We start from the raw sequence: 21,030 nt of genomic DNA on the forward strand, positions 1-21,030 counted from the left end.
CGGTCCCCTATTGGTGCGACGCTCGCCCCTCCTACGCCGCATCGGGGGGGATTTCCGGGCAGGACAGGTAAGGCGGCGGACCGACCCCATGGACATCTCCTTCCGCCTCAACGGACAGGACGCGCGTGCTCGGATCGACGATCCGACAGAGACCCTTTTGGATTGGCTGCGCACAGAGCGTGGCCTAACGGGAACCAAAGAGGGCTGCAACGAAGGCGATTGCGGCGCCTGTTCGGTCGTCGTCACGGGCTCCGATGGTGTCCCCCGGGCCCTGAACGCCTGCATTCTTTTCCTGCCCCAACTTGTGGGCAAGGCCGTCCGCACGGTCGAAGGGCTCAGCGCGCCGGACGGCACGCTCCACCCGATCCAGCAGGAAATGATCGCCGAACACGGCTCCCAATGCGGATTCTGCACCCCCGGGTTCGTTACGACGCTTGCCGCAGCCCATGCCCGCGGCGACACGGACCACGTCGATCAAATCGCGGGCAACCTCTGCCGCTGTACGGGCTATGCCCCAATCCTGCGCGCCGCCGCCAAGGCCGCCAAGGCGCCCGTCCCAGACCATCTGCGCGATCCTCCCCTTCGATGTTCCGAAAATATGCCGGGGGAGCGCGAGGGGGCTGGCCCCCTCGCCCCGACCTCCTCGGATGTACTGGCGGATCTCTATCTGGACGATCCTGAGGCCACCTTGATCGCCGGGGCCACGGATGTGGGGCTTTGGGTCACCAAGCAGTTCCGGGACCTGGGGACGGTTATCTTCCTGGATCGCTGCGCGGACCTTCGCGGGGTTGAGGTGGCCGCGGACCACATCCGCATCGGCGCCATGACCGACATGGAGACACTCCGCCACGCTATCGCGCCCCATCACCCCAGTTTCGCGGAATTGCTTCGCAGGTACGGCTCAGTCCAAGTGCGCAATGCGGCCACCGTTGGTGGAAACATCGCCAATGGGTCCCCGATTGGGGACAGCCCGCCGGCGTTGATCGCGCTCGGTGCGCAATTGCACCTCCGTCAAGGCGCCCGTCGGCGCACCATACCGTTGGAGACCTTCTTCCGCGCCTATGGCAGCCAAGACCGCGACCCCGGCGAATTTGTCGAGGCTGTCACAATCCCACGGCAACGGGATGCTCTGCATTGTCATAAGATTTCCAAGCGGTTCGACCAGGATATCTCGGCGGTCTGCGCCGCGTATAACCTGCCGCTCCAGGATGGGGTGATCACCGGCGCGCGCATTGCCTTCGGGGGGATGGCGGGCACCCCGAAACGGGCGCCCTCGGTCGAGGCCCTGTTGGAGGGACAGGCGCCGTCCGAAGAGCTGTTCGAGACGGCGGCAGAGGCCTTGGCGCAAGATTTCACGCCGCTCAGCGATATGCGCGCCAGCGCGGACTACCGGTTGGAGGCGGCGCGCGGGACCCTGATGGCGACCTATCACCGGATGACCGGCGGCGCCTCCGTGAACGTTTTGGATGTTCGCCCATGAGCGTGGCCAAACCACTCCCCCACGAAAGCGCTCGCCTGCACGTCACGGGGACGGCACGTTATACCGACGATTTTCCCGCCCCGGCGGGTTGCCTGCATTTGGCCTTTGGATTGTCGGAGGTTGCCTCGGGCACGTTGAATGCCCTGGATGTGAGCGCGGTCCGCGCCGCGCCAGGGGTTGTGGCGGTCCTGACCGCAGACGATTTCGCGGCGATGCCCGATTGCTCCCCCAGTAACCATGATGAGCCGTTGCTCTGTACGGGGCGCATCCATTATGCGGGGCAGCCGCTCTATCTGGTCATCGCCGAAAGCCACCTGGCAGCCCGGCGCGCCGCGCGTTTGCACAGGGCCGATGTCACCGAGGCCACGCCGATCCTGACCATTGAAGAGGCTCTGGCTGCGGAGGCCTGGTTCGACGGTGGCCCCCGTGTCTGGTCCGACGGAGATGTTGCCACTGCGCTCGCCGAGGCGCCCCACATCCTGCAGGGACAGCTTGAGGTCGGCGGGCAGGAGCATTTCTATCTTGAGGGACAAGCCGCCCTTGCCCTGCCTGGCGAAGGCGGGGACATGCATGTTCTGACCTCCACCCAGCATCCGACGGAGATTCAGCACAAGGTGGCGGATGCGCTTGGCGTGCCCATGCATGCGGTCCGGTCAGAGGTTCGGCGCATGGGGGGCGGTTTCGGTGGCAAGGAAAGCCAAGGCAATGCCTTGGCCATCGCCTGCGCGGTGGCCGCCGCGCGCACGGGGCGCGCGGCCCGGATGCGGTACGACCGGGACGATGATTTCGTTGTCACAGGCAAACGGCATGACATGCGGATCGGCTATGAGGTCGGCCACGATGCCAAGGGGCGTCTGCTGGGCATTCGGTTCCGCCACTGGGTGCGCTGCGGTTGGTCCCAGGACTTGTCCCTGCCCGTGGCGGACCGCGCGATGCTGCATGCGGACAACGCCTATGACATCCCGGCGATGGAGATCACGTCTTGGCGCCTGCGGACCAACACCCAGTCGGCCACGGCCTTTCGCGGGTTCGGTGGCCCCCAGGGCATGGTCGGGATCGAGCGCGTGTTGGACCACGTGGCCCATGCGGTCGGCCGCGACCCGCTGGAGGTCCGGCGCCTCAATTTCTACGCCGAAGCTGGCAGGCCAGCGGATAAGCATATTTTTGGAACATCGAAGTCAGGCGTCACGCACTACGGGCAGGAGGTTTCTGACTTTTGCCTCGGCGCCATGACGGACCAACTGGCGGCGACCTGCGACTACGCCGCCCGGCGCCAGCGGGTGGCGGAGTGGAACCGTGCGAACCCGGTCTTGAAGCGCGGCATCGCGCTGACACCTGTGAAGTTCGGGATCTCTTTCACCCTGACACATCTCAACCAGGCGGGGGCGCTGGTCCATGTCTACGCGGACGGGTCGGTGAATTTGAACCACGGTGGGACCGAGATGGGGCAGGGCCTGCATTCCAAGGTGGCGCAGGTCGCCGCGAGCCGCTTTGGCTGCGATCCGGCCCGCATTCGGATCACCGCGACGGATACGGGCAAGGTTCCGAACACGTCGGCCACGGCAGCCTCCTCTGGCGCGGACCTGAATGGCATGGCGGTACGGGCTGCCTGCGACAAGATCCGCGACCGTATGGCCGATTTCCTGGCGGCGGAGCACCAGACGGAGCGATCCCAGGTGATCTTTGCCGACGATAGCGTGCGCGTGGCCGGGGCGGAGTACAGCTTCGCGGAGGTGGCGGCAAAGGCCTACATGGCCAGGGTTTCACTGTCGTCCACGGGCTTCTACGCGACGCCCGAAATCTCTTGGGATCGGCAGGCGGGGCGGGGGCGTCCGTTCTATTACTTTGCCTATGGGGCCAGTTGTTCCGAAGTTGTGATTAACACCCTCACCGGCGAGAACCGGATCCTGCGGACCGATATCCTCCACGATGCGGGGGCGTCCTTGAACCCAGCGTTGGATATCGGCCAGGTCGAGGGGGGATTTGCCCAGGGCGCGGGATGGTTAACCATGGAAGAATTGGTCTGGGACGGGGCCGGGCGCCTGCGGACCCATGCGCCCGCGACCTATAAGATCCCTTGCGCGTCCGACATGCCCGAGGTTCTCAACGTCCTCCTCTGGCAGGGCGAGAACCGGGAAGAGACGATCTATCGCTCCAAAGCCGTGGGTGAGCCGCCCTTCATGCACGGGATCAGCGTCTTTTTAGCCTTGTCCGATGCGCTGTCACAGGACGGAGGGGGGTATCCCGCTCTGGATGCGCCCGCGACGGCGGAACGTTTGTTGATGGCACATCGCCGCTTGGCATGACCCTAGAGCGCACCGCAATTGCCGACGTCCTGGCGCGGGAGGGCGCAGCCGTCCGCGTGTTGATCGCCGAGTCCCGCGGATCGGCGCCCAGGGCGGCGGGCACCGCGATGTTGGTCTGGGCCGATGGCTTTACGGGCACAATCGGCGGCGGTGCCTTGGAATGGCAGGCTCTGGCGGCTGCCCGCGAGGTGTTGCGCCACGGAGGCCATCGCGTGCTGCGCCTGCCCCTGGGGCCAGCCTTGGGGCAGTGTTGCGGCGGGGCTGTGATCCTCGTGCTGGAGCATTTGGAGCAAGTTCCACCCGACCCTTGGGTGCGGCGGATCGAAGGGGATGCGCCGCAGCCCGATGCCCAGCCATTCGCTTTCGTCGATGGTTGGCTGATGGAAACCCAAGCCAATGCCGGTCGTCCCGTTTGGATCTGGGGCGCGGGCCATGTGGGGGCAGCCTTGGCGTGGTTGCTGGCCCCCTTGCCGGAATTGTCAGTGACCTGCGTCGACCATGCAGAGCGTTTGCCCGACCTGCCGCCAGAGGTCCGCGCCCTCCCTGCCGCCGATTTGTCCAAGGCGATGGTCTTGGCGCCCCCAGACGCGGCCCATATCATCCTGACCTACAGTCACGAGATAGACCTGGCGCTCTGCCACGGGGCGCTGCGTCACGGGTTCGGGTTCTGCGGCGTTATCGGATCGGCTACCAAATGGGCGCGGTTTCGATCCCGGCTGTCGGCTTTGGGGCATGGGCCCGATGCCATTGCGCGCATAACCTGTCCCATCGGTGAGAGGGCACTGGGCAAGCACCCCCAGGCCATTGCGATTGGCGTGGCACGCGGTCTACTGTCGTGGGCGATGGATCCCCCCGGCCAGAGGACGCCCCCGTGACCGCGCTGCTGACCCTCGAAGGGATAACCAAAACCTACCCGGGCGTCATTGCCAACGCGGACATCTCGTTTCAGATCCAGCCGGGTGAAATCCATGCTTTGCTGGGGGAGAACGGGGCCGGGAAGTCGACCCTGGTCAAGACGATCTATGGTCTTGTGAGGCCAGACCGGGGCAGCATGCGCTTGAACGGCGCGCCATTTGCCCCGTCGGAGCCCCGCGCCGCCCGGGCCGCTGGCGTTGCCATGGTGTTTCAGCACTTCAGCCTGTTCGAGGCTCTGTCGGTGGCGGAGAACGTGGGCCTTGGGATGGAGTCGCCGCCGCCCATGCGGGACCTGGCCCAACGCATTCGGGACGTGTCCCAGACCTATGGGCTACCGCTGGATCCGGGGCGGCGGGTCGGCGATCTGTCCGCCGGAGAACGTCAAAGGGTCGAAATCGTCCGCTGCCTTCTCCAGGACCCGCGTCTTCTGATCATGGACGAGCCGACCAGTGTCCTCACCCCGCAAGAGGCCGAGGTGCTGTTCGCCACGCTCCGCAAGCTATCGGCGGAGGGTGCGGCGATCCTCTACATCTCCCACAAATTGGATGAGATCCGGGCGCTTTGTGAGGCTGCGACGATCCTGCGTGGGGGGCGTGTCGTTGGGCAATGTGACCCCCGCGAGACTTCGGCGGCGGACCTGGCGGAACGCATGGTTGGGACCCAGATTACAGCGTCCCAAGCACGGCCCTCGGCCCTCGGGGCGGCGCTGCTGACCGTGACGGATCTGTCTCTGCTCCCGGCGACGCAGTTTGGCACCGCGCTCCGCCAGATTTCGCTGGAGGTTCGCGCCGGTGAGATCCTCGGAATTGGTGGAGTCGCTGGCAATGGTCAGGATGAGTTGCTTGGGGCTTTGTCCGGGGAGAGGCTGTCCGCCCTTGGCACGGTTACCCTAGGGGGGCAGGACCTCTCCCGGGCGGGACCTGACGCCCGCCGCCGCGCGGGCCTATTGGCCGCCCCGGAGGAGCGGTTGGGGCACGCTGCGGCTCCGGACATGAGCCTGACCGAGAACGCCGCTTTGACCGGAGTATCACGCAAAGGTTTGGCGCGGCGCGGGTTCTTGCGCTGGGGCGCGGCACGGAGCTTCGCCCAAGAGGTCATAGACCGCTTTGATGTGCGCACGCCGGGTGCAGGGGCCACGGCGCGCAGCTTGTCGGGCGGCAACTTGCAAAAGTTCGTCATTGGGCGCGAGGTCTTGCAAGCGCCCCGCGTGTTGGTTGTGAACCAGCCGACGTGGGGTGTCGATGCGGCGGCGGCTGCGGCGATCCGTCAGGCTTTGATGGACCTGGCGGCGGGCGGCGCGGGCGTCGTGGTGATCAGCCAGGATCTGGATGAACTGCTGGCCGTATCGGATCGGTTTACGGCCTTGAACGAGGGCCGGTTGAGCCCGCCACGCCCGGCGTCCGAAATGACGGTGGATCGCATCGGCCTGATGTTGGGCGGGGCCGGAGATCTGGAGCCTGCCCATGTGTGACGTCAGGCGCAGACCTCCGAGGGGCGTGCGTAAAAATCCTTCTGAAAGGATTTTTCCTGCTCATACCCGGCGGGGGCGCCGATGATCGCGTTGGAACGTCGGGTCGCGCCATCGCGGGCATGGCAGGCCATCGCACCGCTGCTGGCGGTTTTGCTGACCATGTTCGCAGGCGGCATCATGTTCGCCGCCTTGGGCACGGACCCTTTCGAAGCGATCCGCACGATCTTTTGGGACCCCATTTTTGGTGAGTTCGCGTGGTACTTTCGCGGCCAACTGCTTATCAAGGCGGGCCCCCTGATTTTGATTGCCGTTGGCCTTGCGATGGGCTTTCGGGCCGGGATTTGGAATATCGGGGCCGAAGGGCAGTACATCATGGGCGCGATCTGCGGGGCCGCCGCTGGCCTTGCGTTCTACCCATCGGAGTCGGCCCTGATCTTCCCGATGATGATCGCCTTCGGCGCGCTGGGTGGTTTTGCCTGGGCGATGATCCCGGCGCTTCTGCGGATCCGTTTCGGCACCAACGAAATCCTGGTCTCGCTGATGTTGGTCTATGTGGCAGAGAACGTTTTGGCCTCTGCCGCCGTCTCCTGGTTGCGCAATCCGGACGCCGTGGGCTTCCCTGGGTCCCGCAATCTCAGCCGGTGGGACGCTGCGGCCAACCCGGAATTGATCGCAGGCACCGGCGCCCATTGGGGCGTTCTTTTGGCGGTTTTGGTCGTTGTGGCGGCGCAGATCTTTTTGACGCGGCATCTGATGGGGTTCCATATCCGCCTGACCGGCGCGGCCCCCCTTGCGGCGGCCTTTGCCGGCGTGCGCCCGGCGCGCCTGGTCGTATTCTGCCTTGGGTTGGCCGGGGCGCTGGCCGGGCTGGCCGGTCTGTTCGAGGTTACGGGCCCCGCTGGCCAGATCAGTATCGACTTCGCTTCGGGCTATGGGTTTACGGCAATCATCGTTGCTTTCCTGGGGCGCCTGAACCCCATCGGAATCTTGCTGGCTGGGATGCTCATGGCGCTGACCTATGTGGGGGGCGACAACGTGGCCACGAACCTCGGCCTGCCCATCGCGGCCATCAGTGCTTTCCAGGGCATGCTGTTGTTTTTCTTGCTCGCCTTGGATGTCTTGGCGAACTTCCGGCTGCGGCGCAGCATCGGGCGGAGGCAGGCGGTGACGTCAGGGGCTTCGCCGTCGCGGTCCGTTGAGGATGCCCCGTTGGGCGGAGCGGCGGAATGATTGGGCGGCCAAGGATCGAACCCAATCTTTCGTTTTTGTCCTGTCGTCGGCAGGGCGGGCCGGAGGCATTGGGATCAGCGGTCGCGCGGCCGATCTGGACGGGCGGGCCTGTTGTCGCTTGTCATCGAGTGGGCATGCACAAAACCCTCACCGTCGGATCATGGCAACCCGACGCGACTGGTTTCGCCCGGCCGAGCGGCGCCCGCAGCCCCCGTCACATGTCGCTGAGAGGGACGGTCCGATGGATTTGAGCGTCATCTCCCCAACGCTGCTCATCGCCTCTTTGATGGTGGCAGCGACGCCGATCCTTTTGGCGGCCATCGGAGAGATGGTCGTGGAGAAGGCGGGGGTCCTGAACCTCGGCGTCGAAGGCATGATGATCATGGGCGCGGTGATGGGCTTCATCGCTGCCCATGAAACCGGAGGTGTCTGGTTGGGGTTCGCCGCCGCGGCCCTGGCAGGGGCGGTCATGGCGCTGCTGTTTGGTGTGTTGACCCAATTCCTGTTGTCGAATCAAGTCGCCACGGGGCTGGCGCTCACGCTGTTCGGTCTGGGTCTGTCGGCCCTGCTGGGGCAGGGCTATGTGGGCATCAAGGTCGATAGTCTGGCACGCTTGGACATGGGCGTCTTGTCCGATTTGCCGTTTGTCGGGCGCGTCGTGTTCAGTCACGATCCAATGGTCTATGTCTCATTGGCCCTGTGCCTTGGGGTTTGGGCCTTCCTGCGGTTCAGCCGCGCGGGTCTGATCCTGCGGGCCGTGGGCGAAAGCCATGATGCGGCCCATGCCCTGGGCTACAATGTGCGGCGTGTGCGTCTGCTGGCCATTGCCTTCGGAGGCGCCTGCGCGGGGCTCGGCGGGGCCTATCTGTCGCTTGTGCGTGTTCCCCAATGGACCGACGGCATGACGGCGGGGGCGGGCTGGATCGCGCTGGCGATCGTGGTGTTCGCGTCTTGGCGGGCGGAGCGTGTGTTGATCGGTGCCTATCTCTTTGGGGGGATTGCGGTCTTACAACTCAATCTCCAGACCGCCGGCGCCCGTATCCCGGTCGAAGTCCTGAGTGCTGCGCCGTACCTCATGACGATCCTTGTTCTTGTTTTGATTTCCCGCCGGGCCGGGCGGGCTGGACAGGCCCCGGCGGATCTTGGCAAGCCGTTCCATCCCGCATCCTGATGCCGCAGACCGACTGACGTGACCCAGGGACCCAGGATGGCGGACGGCGTGCTGTTTTGGCACGTCCTGAGCTGTCTGCCCGTGCTCCCGGCAGTTTTGAGTTTTGGAGCGGCGGTCGGAAGACCGCAGCCACGTCCTTGCGTTGGGTCTATCGGTGCATTCGACGGCCGTCTCGCAAGCCCCCAATGAGCCATCGCGCCACCGACGAAGGCCAGCATAACTGGCCAATTTTTCACCGCTTGCACGCGGATGGTCCGGCTGGATGCTGTCGCTGGTCCGCCGGGTCTTGTCACCGCCGCGCTCCTGTCAGAGTTTGAGACAAACACAGAAAACAACTGGGGAGACATCCATGAGATTCGCGACACTTCTGGCGGGCGCGCTGAGCCTCGCCGTGACCGGCGGCGCCTTCGCCGATGGGCATGAGACCACCAAGGTCGGGTTCGTCTACGTCGGGCCCATCGGAGACGGTGGCTGGACCTTTCAGCACGACCAGGGCCGCCTCGCCGTGGAAGAGGCCTATGGCGACAAAGTCGAGACCGTCTACCAGGAGAACGTCCCCGAGGGCGCAGACGCGGAGCGGGTCATCACCCAGATGGCCCTGGGCGGGGCGGATATCATCTTCACCACGTCCTTCGGGTATATGGACCCGACCAACAACGTCGCGGCCAAGTTCCCCGATGTGAAGTTCGAACATGCAACCGGCTATCGGCGCGATCACCCGAACGTCTCGACCTACGACGCACGCTTCTACGAAGGCCGCGCGGTGATCGGCCATATCGCGGGCCATATGACCGAGACGAACAAGATCGGCTACATCGCGTCCTTCCCGATCCCAGAGGTCATTCAGGGTATCAACAGCGCCTATATGCACGCCGCCAAGGTGAACCCCGATGTCGAAATGGTGGTGACCTGGGTCTATACGTGGTTCGACCCCGCTAAGGAGGCCGATGCCGCCCGCGCCATGATCGATCAGGGCGTGGACGTCATCATGCAGCACACGGATTCCACGGCGCCCCAAGCCGCCGCCCAGGAAGCCAACGAAAACGGTGGCCGGGTGTTCACCTTCGGCCAAGCCTCCGACATGGCGGCCTTCGCTCCCACACCGCGCATCGCGTCGATCATCGACGATTGGTCGCCCTACTACATCAAGCGCGTGGGTGAGTTGATGGACGGCACCTATGAGCAAACCGCCAGCTGGGGCGGCATGCCCGAAGGCGAAGTCGTCATCGGTGAGATCACCGAGGTCGTGCCCGCCGAGGTCAAGGCCGAGGCTGAGGCGATGATCGCAGCGATCACCGACGGCAGCTATCACCCGTTCACCGGTCCCATCAACAAGCAGGACGGAACCGCCTGGCTGGCTGACGGCGAAGTCGCCGATGACGGTGCCCTGGCCACGATGGACTTCTACGTCGAAGGCATGACGGGCGATGTTCCCAACTAAGGGGATTGTCACCGTTACGGTTTCGGGTGTCCGACCCGGCGCCGTTCAAACCCGGGCCCGGCACATCTGTGTCGGGCCTTTTTGCGTCTTGCGACCCTCCCTGACGGGCCTCCTGCCGCGAAAGGTCTTTTGAGACACTGGACCAGGGCGTCCCGGCCGTGTGGTCCCGGTTTGTGTTCGATCAATGCCGGCGGGTCTGAGGCCTGACACAAGCATCCCAAAGAAACACTCGGGATGGGCAGATATGGCGATTGTGGGCACGCTCCTCCTGCCGCTGGGGATGATGATCTGGGCGGTCTACCGCGGTTGGCCCATCCTCCTGGTGGCACCGATCATGGCGCTGGCGGCGGCGGGGCTTGCCGGGGATCCGGTCTTGGCGACGCTGACCGAACGCTTCATGCCCGCGACGGGCCGGTTCGTGGTGGCCTTTCTGCCTCTGTTTTTGCTGGGCGCTGTCTTTGGCAAGCTGATGGAGGCCTCGGGCGCCGCCATGGCCATCGCGCGGGCCATTGTCGATCGGTTGGGCGCTGAAAAGGCTCTGGTCGCGGTTGTGCTGTCCTGTGCGGTCCTGACCTACGGCGGCGTGTCGCTCTTCGTGGTGGCCTTTGCGGTCTATCCCCTGGCAGTCGCCCTGTTTCGACAAGCGGACTTGCCCCACCGGCTTATCCCGGCGGCCATCGCCCTGGGCGCGTTCACGTTCACCATGAGCGCCTTGCCCGGTTCTCCGGCGATACAGAATGCGATCCCGATGCCGTATTTCGGGACCACGCTCTTCGCGGCGCCCGGAATTGGGATGCTGGCCGGTGGTCTGATGGCGGTCGGGGGCGTGACCTATCTGGCACGGGCCGCACGCAGTGGCGCCGCGCCGGTGGCCCCGCGTTTGACCCGACAGGTGGAACAAGCGGACCTGCCGTCCCTATGGCTGTCGCTGACCCCGATTGTGGCTGTCTTTGTCGCCAACCTCGTGCTGGCGCAGGGCGTTCTCCCGCGACTGGACCTGAGCTATCTCGCTGACCCGGCTTGGGGGAATGTGACGCCGACCGAGGTCATTGGTCTCTGGGCTCTGATTTGCGCGCTTGGCTTGGCGACATTGATCGCGCTCGCCCTGTCTTGGTCCCGGCTTGCCGCCCCGAAGGAGACCCTCGGCGCTGGAGCCCAGGCGGCGCTTTTACCGCTGTTCAATACGGCGGTGTTGGTGGGGTTCGGCGCCGTGGTCGCCGGTCTGCCCGCGTTCCAGAGCGTCAGCGCCTTGACGGCGCAAATCCCTGGCGGTGTCCTGACGAGCCTTGCGGCCTCGGCAAGTCTGTTGGCGGGGCTGACGGGATCCGCCTCGGGCGGCATGTCCATCGCCCTCGACACGCTCGGCCCCCGCACGCTGGAGCTGGCGCAGCAACAGGCGGTCGATCCCGCTGCGTTGCACCGCATCGTGGCCTTGGCGACCGGTGGATTGGACGCGCTGCCACACAACGGGGCCGTTGTGACGCTGCTTGGGATCGCGGGCCTCACCCATCGAGAGGCCTATGGGCCGGTCTTCGTGGTTGCCGTCGTGATTCCGACGATTGCCCTGCTTCTCGCTTTGGCAACTGCGGTCTGGGTCGGCGTGTTTTAGGCAGCCTACGGGCAGGAGATCTACGACATCTGCCCGGCGAATGGGATCGCCGGGCAGCTGCCCTGTGAGTGACAGTGTCTCTCTGGGGGGCTGGCGAAGCCCCGCTCGTCCGAGATCAGGACGGCAGGATGCCCGCATCCACGGCGGCCTGCACCTCGGTCTCGTTCAGAACGCCGTCCGCATCTGTGTCGATGGCGGCAAAGGTGTCGGCGGTCGCGTCGGGATAGGCAGCCTGAAGCTCTTCCATCGACACATTGCCGTCGCCGTCCGTGTCCATCGCCATCTGCGCCCAGGTGGGTGCAGCAAATGCGAGGGTGATGGCGGCGGTCGTCAGGATCGTCTTCATGGGTATGCTCCGATTTGGTCCATGTGATGAGCGGTGTGTTCCGCTCGACCCAGTGATGACCCATCGGGCGGCAGCCTGCGCCCCCGGTTGCAAGTCCTGCCTGTTTCGCGCGCAATCCTGCAGAATGACGCTCTTTTTCTGCGCATGAACCCGCACGGCCAAATGCCCGTCGGCGCGGTCGGCGGATTCAATCCGGGTCCTGGCGGGCGTTCCAGCCCGATCTTGCCGGAAGACAGGACCGGGGGCCGGTTCGCCTCATTGGCCGACAGATTCGCCCGATTGGGCGCATCCTGGATGATGAATGGCCCGCGCCGCTCTAATCAATGGGATCGTTTGCGTCCCCGCTGGTCGGACAGGGCCTGGTCGAACCTCTCGGGCGTCCAGCCTTCTGTCAGGGCGCGCCGCATCAGGTCCTGTTGGCTCGACGGCGCCATCCCCGACAAAGGAGAGTCCAAATCGAGGTTGGCCGGAAACGGATACCCCTCGGCGGTGGCCGCGATGATCGTCTCAACCTCGCGCGGGGATAGGTCGGCCATTTTTTCACGTATTGTTGGATATACCGCGCGGCACATGCGGTCCCTGTCCACGATCTCGATCGATCGCCCATAGGCGGACCCGATCTGCATCAGGTTGGCGAACCTCTGGATATTCTCGGATCGGTTCTCACCGGCGGCGTGAAACGTGGCCGGGTTGAAGAATAGCAGATCCCCCTTGCTCAAGGGCAATTGCACGTAGCGTGCCTCGAACAGGTCGCGAAAAGCGGGCTCCAGCACCGCCAGGTAGCCGGGCAGATAGCTCTGCGAATAGGGCAACAGCTTTGTTGGACCGGAAATCACCGGCATATCCGTATGGGCGACCGCCCCCTGTAGCGTCAGCCGTGCAGAGAGCGCGTGCTGAGATGCCGGATAGCGCGCCAGCACCTCCGCCGTCTGAAACCCCATGTGATAGTCCCGGTGCGCCACCTGCGCCGTCCCGCCTGGGCGCACGATGTTGACTTGGGTCGTCATCTGCCACGCCGGGCCCAGCCAGGCTTCGGCCACGTCCGCCACGATGGGGTTGGCCGCATAGGGAACAAAGGCCTCGGGCGCCGCGACGGCCAGCTTTTCGTGGGCGTTCCACAGACGGCTGTTGGCGCCAGCACTTGCAAAGTGATCGCCGGTCCCGGTGCCCTGCGCCTCCTCCGCCGCGATCAGGGTCGACAGGGTCGCCGTAACGCTGTCGAGGAGCGCGTCGTCATCATATCCGCGGCGGATCACAATGATGCCGGGGCCGTCCAAAAACGCGCGATTCCATTCCGCCTTGGTGGATTGCCGCATATCTGCGTCCGCCTGGCGCAACGTATCGCCATCGTAAATCGGTATCTGCGACTGGATCTCATGGGCCAACGGATAGGCTTCAGGCGTGGTGACTTGGTCCAGATGCGATTTGAAGTCGGTGAGATCGCAACTGTCTGGCCCCAGCCAAACGGGCGCCGGCCCCTGTCCCTGGTCGCGCATCAGCCGTCCTCCCTTACGTGCAGATGGTCCCATCACTGTCGCAGATTTCGTGATTCGTGCCAGGTGTAGACGTCAGTCGAAACTGTCACATTGCTGCGCTACCTCTGGGCTATGACAAAGATCCAAAGCCTCGACGGCACCCCGATTTCGCCCCTGTGTTACGGCGCCATGCAGTTTGGCGGCACAGCAGATGCCGATGCCAGCCGGGCCATGTATGACGCCTGCCGCGCCGCGGGCCTGACGTTTTTCGACACGGCCCATGTCTATACCGGCGGCGCGTCGGAGACCTTGCTCGGTCAGTTCATCGCGCCCGAGCGGGACCGTTTGGTGATCGCAACCAAAGCCGCCTACGAGGGCGGTGCGGGGCGCGACAACATCCTGAGCAGTGTGGAAGACAGCCGCCGCCGGATGGATCTGGAGGTGATCGACATCCTCTACATGCACCGCTGGGATCCGGTCACGCCTTTGGAGGAGACGTTCGAAACACTCGCCCAGCTGCGGCACGCCGGGACGATCCGGTACGTGGCGGTCTCGAACTATGCGGCGTGGCAGGTGATGAAAGCCCAGGCCGTCGCGGCGTCCTTCGATCTGAGCATTTCCATGATGCAGCCGATGTATTCCTTGGTGAAGCGTCAGGCCGAGGTGGAAATCCTCCCCATGGCGCAAGACCAGGGAATTGCGGTTGTGCCTTATTCGCCCCTGGGTGGCGGGCTGCTGACGGGCAAATACGCCCGTGGCGGTGACGGGCGCCTGACAACAGACAGCCGGTATGCCGCGCGCTACGGCCAGCCCTGGATGCATGAGACGGCTGCGGCCTTGACTGAAGTGGCAGCGGAGGCTGGCATCGACCCTGCGACCTTGGCGGTGGCCTGGGCTGCCCGCCACCCTGCCGTTGCCGCGCCGATCATCAGCGCGCGGTCCGTGGCGCAACTGGCGCCCTCCCTGGGGGCGCTGAGCGTCACATTGGATGACGCGCTTTATAAAAAAGTCACGGCCCTGTCGCCCACGCCCGCCCCAGCGACTGACCGGTTGGAGGAGGGCTGAGGCGATTGGACTGACCGGCTTGGATCCGTAGACGGCAGTTGGGCGTGGCGCTGGTTTGTCATGCGTCACAGGTGAGCATCGTCGTCTACCCCTGCGGGCCCCGCGCTACTCCCCTTCCAAACTGTGGTGTGGCGACCCAACGCGGCGAAACGTCGGATCCTGGTTTCGAACCGGGTCAATCGGTCGTGCCACTAGCGGGAAAGCGAGCCTAATTTTAAAGGTATTGCCGGGTTCTTAGTCCGAAAGTCCTCGAAGTGGAAAAGGGCGAAGGTTGTCGGGCCGTGAAGCCGCTTCACCAGTTTCGCCGCGCGCAATGCCTGTTCAGGCTGATCAGAAAAGAAGACCGACGGGTCATCTGAGTATCCATCCAGATGTCAGGCCCCGTCAGTGCCGCTGGAAGGACCTTGATCGTATGGTGAAGAGCATCTGTCGTTGCTTGCATGGCGACGACTGACGGCCGTTGGATATGGCCGCTTTCCCAAAGTCGCTCCCACGATTTCGCAACATCCACAGCCGTTTTCATTTCGCACACATTGAGGAAGGAAAACGGTCCGCCCGACAGCGGCGTCTTACCGTCCGGATCGAGATACCCAAACAGATAGAGGTCGTTCCTACCCATTTATGACTCCCGCAGGATCTCCGCGACCGGCTCAGTGACCGCATATAGACCACCTACGTTGAAAATCGGCTGTGGCCTGGCTTTGTCGTCATCCGAAACGAGGCATTTGGGGTGGTCTTCCGCCGGGATCGCTCCGACAGTCGCGACCCAGACGACTTCATCACTCCTGTCGACAGTCCATACTCATGTCCTTGGCCAATCGTGTTTACGTGTTCGGGCCACACCCCCTATTTCCGGCGAGGACCCAACCCAAGACCACGATCCTTGCAATCAAACCAATCGGTCGTCCTTTGGGCGCCCGATGCGCCGTCTCGCTGATCCTGAGTGACCGACCGGATAGATCGCCCAGGCTTTGGCTCGGTCCTTCCGAATGCCACACCCATACCTGCTATAATTCTTGAAGGTCACAAGTTGTGTATCCTGTGAGGACAGCGCCTGCCTTTGCACGCGACGAGGCGCAAACGGTCCATTTCTCGACCAAGGGTTTGTCGGGCACCCGACCCGCTGTATGAGATCGGGTCATGGATACGGATTTCTTAGTCATCGGCGGAGGAATCGCCGGGACCTCGGCGGGGGCGGCTCTGTCGACCCTTGGGCAGGTGGTCCTGTGGGAGGCCGAGCCTCAGCTCGGCTACCATGCCTCCGGTCGATCCGCCGCGATGTTCGAAGAGGGGTATGGGCCGCCGTCCGTCGTGGCCCTGAACCGTGCATCCCGCGCCACCCATGCGGCCCATGGGGACCTGACGCCCCGTGGTTTTCTTGCCATCGCCCTGCCGGGGGAAGAGGCCCAGTTTGATCGCGACCTTGCTGCGCTTGGCCTCTCGGAGGTCTCGCCGGACGAGGCCCGTGGTCTGGTCCCGATCCTGTCGCCGGATGTTGCGCGCGCGGCCCATCAGCCCGACGCCTGCGATCTGGACACCGACGCCATGCTCCAGCGCGCCATCCGGGTGATCCGCGCTTCGGGCGGGCGTGTCGAGACCGACCATGCAGTCACATCACTGACGCCAATTCCTGGCGGGTGGAGGGCCCTGTCCGGCGACAGGGCCGTGACCGCGCGGCTTGTGTTCAACGCAGCCGGGGCGTGGGCCGATGCCGTCGCCCGCCTAGCATGTGTCGCGCCGGTCGGCCTACGCCCGTTGCGCCGGTCCGTTGCTCGGATCGCGGCGCCTGACGGTCACGATGTCTCCCCCTGGCCCATGGTGATGGGCGCCGGAGAGACTTGGTACGCCAAACCCGATGCGGGTGCCTTGATCGTCTCACCGGCGGATCAAACGGCAAGCGACCCCTGTGACGCCTTTGCAGACGATATGGATCTGGCCATTGGTTTGGATCGCTATGCCCAAGCGGTGACGGTTCCACCCACCCGTCCCCTGGCCAACTGGGCCGGGTTGCGCACATTTGCCCCCGATGGAACCTTCGTGCTGGGACCCTCGCAGCAGTCGGGGTTCTGGTGGGTCGCGGGGCAGGGCGGCTATGGCTTCCAGACGGCGCCCGCCGCGTCGGAGCTGCTTGCGGACATGGTCGCTGGCCGCCCGCCCCAGATCGCGCCCGAGGCCGTTGCGGCGCTCGACCCCGGACGGTTCGCGTGAAGCGGTCCATCGTGACGCCCGACGGCGTGAGGGAGGCCGATGCGAACGGCCTCATGTGCGCCGCCGCAGCCACGCGGAACCTGCAACCGATCCTTGAAGGTCTGTTGCCGCACTTGCCCCGCGCCGGTGACGTGCTGGAGCTTGCCTCCGGCACGGGACAACATATCGCGGCCCTGGCGGCGCATCGTCCCGACTTGACATTCCACCCCACGGACGCAGATGCCGCACGGCGCGATGCCATCGACGCCCGGTGTCAGGGTCTGCCGAACGTCGCACCCGCAGGCGATTTGGATGTGGGGGTCCCAGGCTGGGCTGTGGCGGGGGCCGCCCAGGCGATCTTGATCGTCAATCTGCTGCACCTGATTTCTGACGGAGAGCTATCGGTCTTGCTGGATCAGGCAGAGCGCGCCCTGTCCGACGGCGGGCTATTGGCCATCTACGGTCCGTTCTTGCGGGACGGCGAAGCCACGAGCGACGGGGACCGTCGGTTCGATGCGGATTTGCGCGCCCAGGATGGGGCGATTGGATACAAAGACATCGGGGATCTGCAAACCGTTCTGACGGTTCTCGGGTTCGACATTCGCATCCAAGATATGCCAGCCAACAACCTGATGATCCTGGCCCAAAAGGCGACGTCAGGCGGGGGGCTTTAGCGGACCTGGGGCTTGGGGTCAGAGGCTAGCGGACGGCAGGTCACGGGCAGTTCAAAGGGCGAGAAACGCCCATGCCTTTGGTTGAGCGACGCACATATCGTGCGTTTTCAAGCCGTTGTCCCGAGGTCGTATGTCGAGCCGTCCGTCGATGATCGGCACAGGTTAAGCGGTGCGGTCATCTTCAAGCTGAGATCTACGATCCGGGTGAGGCACGTCCGCGAAACCTCCACTGTGGGCGCGTCGCTGACGATCATGGCCAATAGGCTCAAGGGCTGAAGCCCAACGCGAAACCTCGAGCCCCTATTCTCAGAACGTCGTCTCGACCAGCGCCCCCGCCCTCGACGAGATCTGAAACCCAAGGGGCTCCGGACCCTAGGCCACCATGGCGCGGACGTCGTCCATCACGGCGTGCGCCGCCGTGTCCCACGGCGCTTTGCGAGACCGGAACAAGGTCGCCTGGCTTGCGTGGATCAGCCCGTCGCTCAGGATCTTAAGGTGATTGGCCCGCAAGGTTTCCCCCGTTGACGTGATGTCGGCGATGGCTTCGGCTGTGCCGTTCTTAACTGTCCCCTCGGTGGCGCCTTGGCTGTCGACCAGTTGGTAGTCGGCAACACCCTGGGCGCGCAGAAAGTCCCGCACCAAGCGGTGATACTTCGTCGCGATCCGAAGGCGGTGGCCGTGGCCCGCTCGAAACTGGGCGCAGACGGCATCCAAATCGTCCAACGTGTCCACATCGACCCAGGCCTTCGGCACCGCAAGCACGAGGTCCGCATGGCCAAAGCCCATGGGCGCGACGGCTTCGAGCTGGCTGTCCCAGCCGATGACGTTTTCCCGCACCAAATCGCTGCCGGTGACGCCCAGGTGAATGTGTCCAGCCGTCAATTCGCGCGGGATTTCGGAGGCAGACAACAGCACCAGAGAGATATCGGCCCCGTCCACGCGTCCCGCATACTCACGGTCCGATCCGGTGCGCACCAGGGTCAGGCCGCGTTTGCCAAACCACTGGAAGGTCTTGTCCATCAACCGCCCCTTTGACGGCACACCAAGGCGGATCATGGGGTGTCCTCCAACAAGCCAGGACGGATGACGCCGCCCACGGCGGGGATCGAGCGGCCCTGGCCCAGAACCGAGGTCAGCGCATCATAGCGCCCGCCCGTGGCCACTGGGGCCTGACCGGATCGGCCCCGCGCCGACAGGGTAAAGACGAAGCCGTCGTAATATTCCATCGCCGTGCGGCCACGGGCGGGTGCGAAGGGCAAGGTCTCGGGCGTCAGGCCCCGTCGCGCCATGGCCTCGGCACGGGCCTCCAAACGGTCGGCGGCGGGGCTGAGCGCGGGCAGGTCCACGGCCAGATCACGCAGGGGCGAGAGCGCCTCGGTCATTGTCCCGTCCATAGTGAGCAGCGTATCGATCACCTCAGCCTCGGCCCGGGTGATGGCGGGCTCCTCTGCGTCGGCGGCCAGAGCGGCGAGCCGCGTGGCAACATCTGCAGGCGTGCGCAACCCCACGGAGGGACCGGCCTGATCGATGACCGACATGGCCCCTTCGGATCGGACATGGTCCAACAGGGCCGCCCGTCCGGGCAGTGGCTCGGACTGCCCCGTATAGCGGTCCATCAATCGTTTGAAGCGACCGGGCCGCCAGATGTGACGCCGCAGCGCCGCGCGGCGGCGGTCGCTTGTGGTCAGGCCTTCGACGGCTGCAATCAGGATGCCAAGATCGCCGGTGGCGGGGACCGGTGCCCATGGGGCCAAGAGGTCCGAGATCAGCGCGAAAACCTCCGCATCGGCGTCGGCGGGACGCGCGCCGTCGAAAACCTCGAACCCCACTTGCAAGTATTCGCGGGCGCGGGTCGGGTCCTCTTCCTGGCGGCGAAAGACTTCGCCCATGTAGGCATAGCGCGCGGGCTCCGCCCCCTCGGCCATATGCGCCTGGACGACGGGCACCGTGAAATCGGGGCGCAGCATCATCTCACCCGCGGCGGGGTCTTGTGTGGTAAATGCGCGCGCCCGGATGTCCTCGCCATAGAGATCCAGGAGCGTTCCCGCCGGTTGGAGCAATGCCGCCTCGACCGGATGGGCGCCCGCTGCGCGCAGGCGGGCCAACAGGCTCTCGGCCCGCGCCCGTTCACCGGCGGTAATCATGCCAGCAGCTTTCGCAGGAATGGCACAAGGTCTGCTATGGCCACTTCGGATTGGGAGGGGTTTTCCTTCCATTCCTCGACCGAGGCCTCCTCGGCCAGTTTGGCGCCCAGCACCAGATCCTTGACCTGAACCACACCGCGCGCGGCCTCGTCCGATCCCTGGATGATCGCCGCTGGGCTGCCGCGCTTGTCCGCATACTTCAGCTGATTGCCAAAGTTCTTGGGGTTGCCGAGGTAGACCTCGGCCCGGATGCCCGCCTTGCGCAGATCTGCAACAATGGCTTGGTAGTCGGCCATGCGATCCCGATCCATGACAGTGACCACGACCGGCCCCTGGATGTCGTCGGCAACCCGTCCTTTCGCAGCGAGCGCGGCGAGCAGCCGGTCCACCCCGATGGAGACACCGGTGGCAGGCACCGCCTGGCCGGTGAAGCGCGTCACCAGATCGTCGTAGCGTCCGCCCCCGGCGACGGAGCCGAACTGGCGGGGGCGACCCTTCTCGTCGGTGATCTCGAAGGTCAGTTCCGCCTCGTAGACCGGACCTGTGTAATAGCCCAGGCCCCGCACGACCGAGGGGTCGATGATGATGCGGTCTGGCCCATAGCCCTGGGCGTCGAGGAGGCTTGCGATCTGGTCCAGTTCGGCGACGCCTTCGGCCCCCACCGTGCTGTCCCCAACGACGTCGCGCAGCGCGGCTAGCGTTTCGGCGCCCGTCTCGCGCCCGGCGCCCATGAACGCCATGATTGTATCGGCCTGATCGTCGCTCAGGCCCGCGCCGTCGGTGAAGTCCCCGCTGTCGTCCTTGCGGCCCGCGCCCAGCAAGGCCCGCACACCGTCGGCGCCCAGCCGGTCCAGCTTGTCGATGGCCCGCAGGACGATGCCGCGCGCCGCGACCTTATCGTCGCCAGCCAGGCCGGCCACCTCTAGCGCGCCATTCAGCACTTTGCGGTTGTTGATCCGAACAACGTAGTCGCCCCGCGCGATGCCCACGGTCTCCAACACATCCGACAGCATCGCGCAGATTTCCGCATCCGCCGCGACCGACGCGGCCCCTACGGTATCTGCGTCGCATTGATAGAACTGGCGGAAACGCCCCGGCCCGGGCTTTTCGTTGCGCCACACAGGCCCCATGGCATAGCGGCGATAGGGTGTTGGCAGCGTCTGACGGTTCTCTGCATAGACGCGCGCAAGGGGCGCCGTCAGATCATAGCGCAGGGCCACCCAATCGCTGTCATCCTCTTGCCAGGCAAAAACGCCTTCGTTTGGACGATCCACATCGGGTAGGAACTTGCCCAGGGCCTCGACCGTTTCCACGGCTGAGGATTCCAGGGCTTCAAACCCATAGAGATGATAGACATGGGCGATGGCATCCAACATGGCCTTGCGCCGGGTGACCTCGGCGCCGAAATAGTCGCGGAAGCCCTTGGGCGGTTGTGCCTTGGGGCGGCGGGGCTTTTGTTGCTTTGCCATGTCGTCCGTCCTTTCGTCGCGCGTCCAATACGGGGCGCGTCCCCAAC

At 65.0% G+C, this 21,030-nt stretch carries 17 protein-coding genes; 11 read left to right on the forward strand and 6 right to left on the reverse strand.

The features are described from left to right. Positions 1–88 precede the first annotated feature (88 nt). The 8 genes from xdhA (at position 89) to K5R33_RS16510 (ending at position 11,623) form a co-directional block, all read left to right on the forward strand. A complete protein-coding gene (gene xdhA, locus K5R33_RS16475) occupies positions 89–1,480 on the forward strand; it encodes a xanthine dehydrogenase small subunit (RefSeq protein ID WP_220750179.1) in 1,392 nt (463 codons plus the stop codon). Beyond that, positions 1,477–3,786, forward strand: coding sequence for a xanthine dehydrogenase molybdopterin binding subunit (gene xdhB / locus K5R33_RS16480; protein ID WP_220750180.1), 2,310 nt, complete (start codon positions 1,477–1,479; stop codon positions 3,784–3,786). The genes xdhA and xdhB overlap by 4 nt, the downstream gene beginning before the upstream one ends. After that, the gene (gene xdhC, locus K5R33_RS16485) at positions 3,783–4,661 is read left to right on the forward strand and encodes a xanthine dehydrogenase accessory protein XdhC (RefSeq protein ID WP_220750181.1); all 879 of its coding nucleotides are present in this window, start codon (positions 3,783–3,785) and stop codon (positions 4,659–4,661) included. The genes xdhB and xdhC overlap by 4 nt, the downstream gene beginning before the upstream one ends. After that, a complete protein-coding gene (locus K5R33_RS16490) occupies positions 4,658–6,172 on the forward strand; it encodes an ABC transporter ATP-binding protein (RefSeq protein ID WP_255576496.1) in 1,515 nt (504 codons plus the stop codon). The genes xdhC and K5R33_RS16490 overlap by 4 nt, the downstream gene beginning before the upstream one ends. Positions 6,173–6,253: 81 nt before the next feature. Next, entirely contained in the window at positions 6,254–7,402 is a 1,149-nt protein-coding gene (locus K5R33_RS16495; RefSeq protein ID WP_220750182.1) for an ABC transporter permease, read from the forward strand. A gap of 241 nt (positions 7,403–7,643) precedes the next feature. Continuing rightward, the gene (locus K5R33_RS16500; RefSeq protein WP_220750183.1) at positions 7,644–8,573 is read left to right on the forward strand and encodes an ABC transporter permease; all 930 of its coding nucleotides are present in this window, start codon (positions 7,644–7,646) and stop codon (positions 8,571–8,573) included. Between the two features lie 349 nt (positions 8,574–8,922). Then, complete coding sequence (locus K5R33_RS16505) at positions 8,923–10,014, forward strand: BMP family ABC transporter substrate-binding protein (RefSeq protein ID WP_220750184.1); 1,092 nt, start codon at positions 8,923–8,925, stop codon at positions 10,012–10,014. 244 nt (positions 10,015–10,258) lie between these two features. Then, positions 10,259–11,623 (forward strand): GntP family permease, encoded by a 1,365-nt coding sequence (locus K5R33_RS16510; protein ID WP_220750185.1) that lies wholly within the window; start codon positions 10,259–10,261, stop codon positions 11,621–11,623. 115 nt (positions 11,624–11,738) lie between these two features. Here the strand turns inward: K5R33_RS16510 and K5R33_RS16515 are convergent, their stop codons facing one another. Together K5R33_RS16515 and K5R33_RS16520 are read right to left on the reverse strand one after the other, a co-directional pair. Continuing rightward, positions 11,739–11,969, reverse strand: a complete 231-nt coding sequence (locus tag K5R33_RS16515; RefSeq protein ID WP_220750186.1) for an EF-hand domain-containing protein — start codon at positions 11,967–11,969, stop codon at positions 11,739–11,741. Positions 11,970–12,289: 320 nt separating this feature from the next. Further along, complete coding sequence (locus K5R33_RS16520) at positions 12,290–13,465, reverse strand: phytanoyl-CoA dioxygenase family protein (RefSeq protein WP_220750187.1); 1,176 nt, start codon at positions 13,463–13,465, stop codon at positions 12,290–12,292. Positions 13,466–13,576: 111 nt separating this feature from the next. Between K5R33_RS16520 and K5R33_RS16525 the strand changes: the two genes are divergently transcribed. Beyond that, positions 13,577–14,509, forward strand: a complete 933-nt coding sequence (locus K5R33_RS16525; protein WP_220750188.1) for an aldo/keto reductase — start codon at positions 13,577–13,579, stop codon at positions 14,507–14,509. Positions 14,510–14,801: 292 nt separating this feature from the next. On the opposite strand, the gene K5R33_RS16530 is transcribed toward K5R33_RS16525, so the two are convergent. Next, a complete protein-coding gene (locus K5R33_RS16530; protein WP_220750189.1) occupies positions 14,802–15,128 on the reverse strand; it encodes a hypothetical protein in 327 nt (108 codons plus the stop codon). Between the two features lie 521 nt (positions 15,129–15,649). Here K5R33_RS16530 and K5R33_RS16535 point away from each other — a divergent pair. Further along, positions 15,650–16,717, forward strand: coding sequence for an NAD(P)/FAD-dependent oxidoreductase (locus tag K5R33_RS16535; RefSeq protein WP_220750190.1), 1,068 nt, complete (start codon positions 15,650–15,652; stop codon positions 16,715–16,717). Further along, on the forward strand, positions 16,714–17,370 hold the full coding sequence (locus K5R33_RS16540; protein ID WP_255576497.1) for a DUF938 domain-containing protein: 657 nt from the start codon (positions 16,714–16,716) through the stop codon (positions 17,368–17,370). The genes K5R33_RS16535 and K5R33_RS16540 overlap by 4 nt, the downstream gene beginning before the upstream one ends. Before the next feature lie 372 nt (positions 17,371–17,742). On the opposite strand, the gene hisG is transcribed toward K5R33_RS16540, so the two are convergent. From hisG to hisS, 3 genes are read right to left on the reverse strand one after another with little or no spacing between them, the layout of a single operon-like run. Further along, entirely contained in the window at positions 17,743–18,426 is a 684-nt protein-coding gene (hisG, locus tag K5R33_RS16545; protein WP_220750191.1) for an ATP phosphoribosyltransferase, read from the reverse strand. Next, a complete protein-coding gene (locus tag K5R33_RS16550; protein WP_220750192.1) occupies positions 18,423–19,514 on the reverse strand; it encodes an ATP phosphoribosyltransferase regulatory subunit in 1,092 nt (363 codons plus the stop codon). Before K5R33_RS16550 ends, hisG begins: the two co-directional genes overlap by 4 nt. Further along, complete coding sequence (gene hisS, locus K5R33_RS16555; protein WP_220750193.1) at positions 19,511–20,983, reverse strand: histidine--tRNA ligase; 1,473 nt, start codon at positions 20,981–20,983, stop codon at positions 19,511–19,513. The genes K5R33_RS16550 and hisS overlap by 4 nt, the downstream gene beginning before the upstream one ends. Positions 20,984–21,030: the final 47 nt, after the last annotated feature.

The sequence above is a fragment of the Jannaschia pagri genome, from assembly GCF_019655435.1.
Lineage (GTDB): Bacteria > Pseudomonadota > Alphaproteobacteria > Rhodobacterales > Rhodobacteraceae > Jannaschia > Jannaschia pagri.

Coding starts and splice junctions, on each gene's coding strand:
- K5R33_RS16530 (WP_220750189.1), bottom strand. CDS start 15,128: ATGGGTAGGAACGACCTCTATCTGTTTGGGTATCTCGATCCGGACGGT.
- hisG (WP_220750191.1), bottom strand. CDS start 18,426: ATGATCCGCCTTGGTGTGCCGTCAAAGGGGCGGTTGATGGACAAGACC.
- K5R33_RS16550 (WP_220750192.1), bottom strand. CDS start 19,514: ATGATTACCGCCGGTGAACGGGCGCGGGCCGAGAGCCTGTTGGCCCGC.
- K5R33_RS16510 (WP_220750185.1), top strand. CDS start 10,259: ATGGCGATTGTGGGCACGCTCCTCCTGCCGCTGGGGATGATGATCTGG.
- K5R33_RS16500 (WP_220750183.1), top strand. CDS start 7,644: ATGGATTTGAGCGTCATCTCCCCAACGCTGCTCATCGCCTCTTTGATG.
- xdhA (WP_220750179.1), top strand. CDS start 89: ATGGACATCTCCTTCCGCCTCAACGGACAGGACGCGCGTGCTCGGATC.
- K5R33_RS16505 (WP_220750184.1), top strand. CDS start 8,923: ATGAGATTCGCGACACTTCTGGCGGGCGCGCTGAGCCTCGCCGTGACC.
- K5R33_RS16525 (WP_220750188.1), top strand. CDS start 13,577: ATGACAAAGATCCAAAGCCTCGACGGCACCCCGATTTCGCCCCTGTGT.
- hisS (WP_220750193.1), bottom strand. CDS start 20,983: ATGGCAAAGCAACAAAAGCCCCGCCGCCCCAAGGCACAACCGCCCAAG.
- xdhB (WP_220750180.1), top strand. CDS start 1,477: ATGAGCGTGGCCAAACCACTCCCCCACGAAAGCGCTCGCCTGCACGTC.
- K5R33_RS16520 (WP_220750187.1), bottom strand. CDS start 13,465: ATGCGCGACCAGGGACAGGGGCCGGCGCCCGTTTGGCTGGGGCCAGAC.
- xdhC (WP_220750181.1), top strand. CDS start 3,783: ATGACCCTAGAGCGCACCGCAATTGCCGACGTCCTGGCGCGGGAGGGC.
- K5R33_RS16495 (WP_220750182.1), top strand. CDS start 6,254: ATGATCGCGTTGGAACGTCGGGTCGCGCCATCGCGGGCATGGCAGGCC.
- K5R33_RS16515 (WP_220750186.1), bottom strand. CDS start 11,969: ATGAAGACGATCCTGACGACCGCCGCCATCACCCTCGCATTTGCTGCA.
- K5R33_RS16535 (WP_220750190.1), top strand. CDS start 15,650: ATGGATACGGATTTCTTAGTCATCGGCGGAGGAATCGCCGGGACCTCG.